Origin of the sequence: Streptomyces sp. NPDC057654, from assembly GCF_042800135.1 — a bacterium.
Classification (GTDB): Bacteria; Actinomycetota; Actinomycetes; order Streptomycetales; family Streptomycetaceae; genus Streptomyces.
Map to the genome: position 1 here is coordinate 1 of NZ_JBHVHQ010000689.1, position 4,671 is coordinate 4,671.

Annotated in this window: 4 protein-coding genes; all 4 read left to right on the forward strand. The window is 72.2% G+C overall.

The features are described from left to right. On the forward strand, positions 1-2,212 hold a 2,212-nt coding region (locus ACFU99_RS33700; protein ID WP_384399351.1), incomplete at its 5' end, for a polysaccharide lyase 8 family protein. Positions 2,213-2,267: 55 nt separating this feature from the next. After that, positions 2,268-2,546, forward strand: coding sequence for a hypothetical protein (locus tag ACFU99_RS33705; protein WP_384399354.1), 279 nt, complete (start codon positions 2,268-2,270; stop codon positions 2,544-2,546). 199 nt (positions 2,547-2,745) lie between these two features. Further along, positions 2,746-4,329 (forward strand): acyl-CoA carboxylase subunit beta, encoded by a 1,584-nt coding sequence (locus tag ACFU99_RS33710; RefSeq protein WP_384399357.1) that lies wholly within the window; start codon positions 2,746-2,748, stop codon positions 4,327-4,329. 85 nt (positions 4,330-4,414) lie between these two features. Then, on the forward strand, positions 4,415-4,621 hold the full coding sequence (locus tag ACFU99_RS33715) for an acyl-CoA carboxylase subunit epsilon (protein ID WP_384399360.1): 207 nt from the start codon (positions 4,415-4,417) through the stop codon (positions 4,619-4,621). The last annotated feature ends 50 nt before the right edge of the window (positions 4,622-4,671 follow it).

Genomic DNA, 4,671 nt, shown 5'->3' on the forward strand with positions numbered 1-4,671 from the left:
GCCCTACGCCGGCCGCCTGCGCCGGACCGGCGAGCTGGCCCGTACGTACCGCGCGAGCATGCGGCCCACCGCAGCCTCCCTCTGGCCCGACGCCCCGTACGACCCGCCAGCGGGCATCACCCTCAGCTACAGCCGCCTGAACACCATGGCCCAGGCATACGCCCAGCCCGGCACCGGCCTCACCGGCGACCCCGGGCTCGCCGCCGACATCGCGAGCGGCCTCGGCCATCTGCACGACACGGTCTACAACGCGGCCACCGCCCGGTACGGCAACTGGTGGGAGTGGCAGATCGGCAGCCCCCGCCTCCTCCTCGACACCCTCACCCTCGTGTACGGGCAGGTCCCCGAGGACCGGCGGGTCCAACAGCTCGCAGCCGTCGACCACTTCGTCCCCGACGCCATGCTCGGCGACTACACCGGGACCAGCACCGGCGCCAACCGCGTCGACCTCTGCCGCGTCGTCGCCCTGCGCGGCATGCTCGGCGCGGCCCCCGCCAAGCTCGCGCTCGCCCGCGACGCCCTGTCGCCCGTCTTCCCGTACGTCACCGAAGGCGACGGCCTCTACGCCGACGGCTCGTTCATCCAGCACACGTGGGTCGCGTACTCCGGCACGTACGGCTATGTCCTCCTCGACGGCCTCGGCCGCCTCTTCACCCTGCTGCGCGGCTCCCGCTGGGAGGTGACCGACCCCCGTCGGCAGGTCATCCACGACAGCGTCGAGCACGCCTGGGCCCCGCTCCTCCACAACGGGCTGATGATGGACAGCGTCTCCGGACGCGCCGTCAGCCGCGGCGTGCAGAGCGCCGACCCCCACAGGATTCTCCAGAGCGACCACCAGCGCGGGCATCTGCTGCTGGCGGCCGTCGCGCTGCTCGGCGGCGGGGCGAGCGCGGCGGAGCGCGAACGCTGGAACGCCATGATCAGGGGGTGGATCGCCCGCGACGCAGACGGCGCGGTCCTCGACGACCCGCAGTTCGGCGTCGCCGACCTGGCCCGGCTCGCGGCCGTCGCCGCCGAGCCGGGAGGAGCGGCGGCCGAGCCCGTGTGCCACCGGCTGTTCGCCGCCATGGACCGCGCCGTGCACCGCCGCCCCGGCTGGACCGCCAATATCGCCATGTCCTCCAGCCGGATCGCGTACTACGAGAACGGCAACGGCGAGAATCCGCGCGGCTGGCACACCGGTGCCGGAATGCTCTACTGGTGGGGCGCGACGCACGGCGGCGACCAGTACACGGACGCCTTCTGGCCGACCGTCGACCCCTATCGGCTGCCCGGAACCACCGCCTCCGCCAAGCGGCTCGCCGACAACGAGGGCGGCGGCTGGGGCGCGCCCAAACCCGCCGTGACGTGGGTGGGCGGGGTCACGGACGGGGAGTTCGCGGCCGTCGGCCAGCATCTGAAGGGGCTCTCCAGCACGCTGGAGGCACGGAAGTCCTGGTTCTGCCTCGCGGACGCGGTGGTCTGCCTCGGCGCGGGCATCACCTCCCGCGACGGCGTCCCCGCCGAGACCATCGCCGACAACCGCAACCTGGGCGCGGAGGGCGAGCCCCGGTTCACCGTCGACGGGGTGGCCCAGCCGTCGGCGCTAGGCTGGAGCAAGGGGTTCCACCGCGCCCGCTGGGCGCATCTGGCCGGGCACGGCGGCTATGTCTTCCCCGGCGGTACGCCGCTGCACGCCCTGCGTGAAGCGCGTACGGGCTCCTGGCGCGACATCAACTCCGGCGGCGTCCCCGACCTTCTCACCCGCCGCTACCTCACCCTGCGGCTCGACCACGGCACGGACCCGACCGACGCCGCGTACGCCTACGTGCTGATGCCGGGCGCGGACCTCCGTGCGGTGGCGGCCCGTGCCGCCGCCTGTGCCGGGTGGCTGACGGTCCTGGCCAACACCCGCGACCGGCAGGGGATCGCGGTGCCCTCGCTCGGCGTCACCGCCGTCAACTTCTGGCGCGCGGCCACCGCTGGCCCGCTGGCCGCCACCGCCCCCGCCACCGTCCTCACCCGCCGCCACGGCCGCACCACGGCCCTGCACGCGGCGGCCCCGACGCGAGACGGCGCCCCCTTCGAGATCACCTGGTCCCGGCCCGTACGGCGGGTGACCGCCCACGACGCCACGGTCGAGATCCTGGCCACGGGCCGCTCCCTGCGCCTGCGCGTGACCCCGGGCACGGCCTGCGCGACGCACTCCTGCACGGTCGAAGCGGGCTGGTAGCGGCGGATCACCGCTCTGTCGGCAGAAAGCTCCCCGGTGCGAGTATGTTTGCCCCGTGGCTACCCTCTGTGTTCGGGATCTGTCCGAGGAAACGATCGCCGAGTTGACGATTCGGGCCGCGCGCAGAGGCCAGTCGCTCCAGGCGTACGCCCGGACGCTGCTGGAGGAGGAGGCGGCGACGCCCACTCCGGAAGACGTCGCCCGGAGGGTCGGTGGACGGATGGAGCCCCTGCTCTCTTCGGCGGACGTCCGGGCCGATATCGAGGCGGGACGACGGGGAACGTATGCGCCCGCGGTGGTCGACGAGGGCGCGGCAGGTACGGGCCAGGGCTGACGCAGGTCGGGGTCAAGCCCGGCTTCCTACGGCTCGGTGCGCCGAGCTTTGTGGGGTACCAACAGATCGCAAGCCTGATTCCGGAACGGCGGTAGGGGCCCCGCTGTGCACTTCTGTGCTGCCTGCCCACGAAATCGGGCTCGACGTTGTACGAAAGCAACATGTAGTTCCATGGCCCCGGCCACGTACCGTCGATGTCATGAGCAATGTCGAAGGGGCGCCCGTAGAGGCGAGTGACGTCCGTGGGCGCGTCGCCGAGCTGCACGCGATCCGTGAGCAGGCCCGCCGCGGGCCCAGCGACCGGGCGACCGAGGCCCAGAAGGCCAAGGGGAAGCTGACCGCTCGCGAGCGCATCGACCTGCTGCTGGACCCGGGCTCCTTCAACGAGGTGGAGCCGCTGCGCCGGCACCGCGCCACCGGGTTCGGCCTGGAGGCGAAGAAGCCCTACACCGACGGTGTGATCACCGGCTGGGGCACCGTCGAGGGCCGCACCGTCTTCGTCTACGCACACGACTTCCGGATCTTCGGCGGCGCGCTGGGCGAGGCCCACGCCACGAAGATCCACAAGATCATGGACAAGGCGATCGCCGCGGGCGCGCCCCTGGTGTCGCTGAACGACGGCGCGGGCGCCCGTATCCAGGAGGGCGTCTCGGCGCTCGCCGGCTACGGCGGCATCTTCCAGCGCAACACCCGCGCCTCCGGCGTCATCCCGCAGATTTCCGTGATGCTCGGCCCGTGCGCGGGCGGCGCGGCCTACAGCCCGGCCCTGACCGACTTCGTGTTCATGGTCCGCGAGACCTCGCAGATGTTCATCACCGGCCCGGACGTGGTCCAGGCGGTGACCGGCGAGAAGGTCACGCAGAACGGGCTGGGCGGCGCCGACGTGCACGCCGAGACGTCGGGTGTGGCGCACTTCGCCTACGACGACGAGGAGACCTGCCTCGAAGAGGTGCGCTTCCTCCTGTCGATGCTGCCGCAGAACAACCGCGAGAACCCGCCCGTCGCCGAGTCCGAGGACCCCGCCGACCGGCGCGGCGAGGCGCTGCTGGACCTCGTGCCCGCCGACGGCAACCGCCCGTACGACATGCGCAAGGTCATCGAGGAGCTCGTCGACGACGGCGAGTCCCTGGAGGTCCACGAGCGCTGGGCCACCAACATCCTGTGCACCCTGGCCCGCCTCGACGGCCAGGTCGTCGGCATCGTGGCCAACCAGCCGCAGTCGCTGGCCGGCGTGCTGGACATCGAGGCGTCCGAAAAGGCCGCCCGGTTCATCCAGATGTGCGATGCTTTCAATATCCCGATCGTCACACTGCTGGACGTCCCCGGCTTCCTGCCGGGCGTCGACCAGGAGCACGGCGGGATCATCCGGCACGGCGCCAAGCTGCTGTACGCGTACTGCAACGCCACCGTGCCGCGGATCTCGGTGATCCTGCGCAAGGCCTACGGCGGCGCGTACATCGTCATGGACTCCCAGTCCATCGGCGCGGACCTGACCTACGCCTGGCCGACCAACGAGATCGCGGTCATGGGCGCCGAGGGCGCGGCCAACGTGATCTTCCGCAAGCAGATCGCCGAGGCGGACGACCCCGAGGCCATGCGGGCGCGCATGGTCAAGGAGTACAAGTCCGAGCTGATGCACCCCTACTACGCCGCCGAGCGCGGCCTGGTCGACGACGTCATCGACCCGGTCGAGACCCGCCAGGTCCTCATCAGGTCCCTGGCGATGCTCGCCGCCAAGCACGCCGACCTGCCGTCCCGCAAGCACGGCAACCCGCCGCAGTGAGCCGCGGCACCCTCAGCAAGCCGCAGTAAGCCGCTAAGCCGCCGCAAGCCGCAGCAAGGCCCCAGTAATGGAGACGAAACCGGACATGAGCACTCCCACAGACGCCGTCGTTCGCGTGGAGAAGGGCCAGGCCGACGCGGAGGAGCTGGCCGCCGTCACCGCGGTCCTCCTCGCCCGCGCCGCCGCCACCAAGGACCGCGCGACCCTGCCCCGCCCCCGCCGCACCACTGCGGGCTGGCGCCGGCTGGAGCGCACGCCCGGCTTCCGGGCCCCGCACAGCTGGCAGGGCTGACTTCACGGCCGCCACGGCCGGAACGGCCTCCACGGCTACGCACGGAGCCC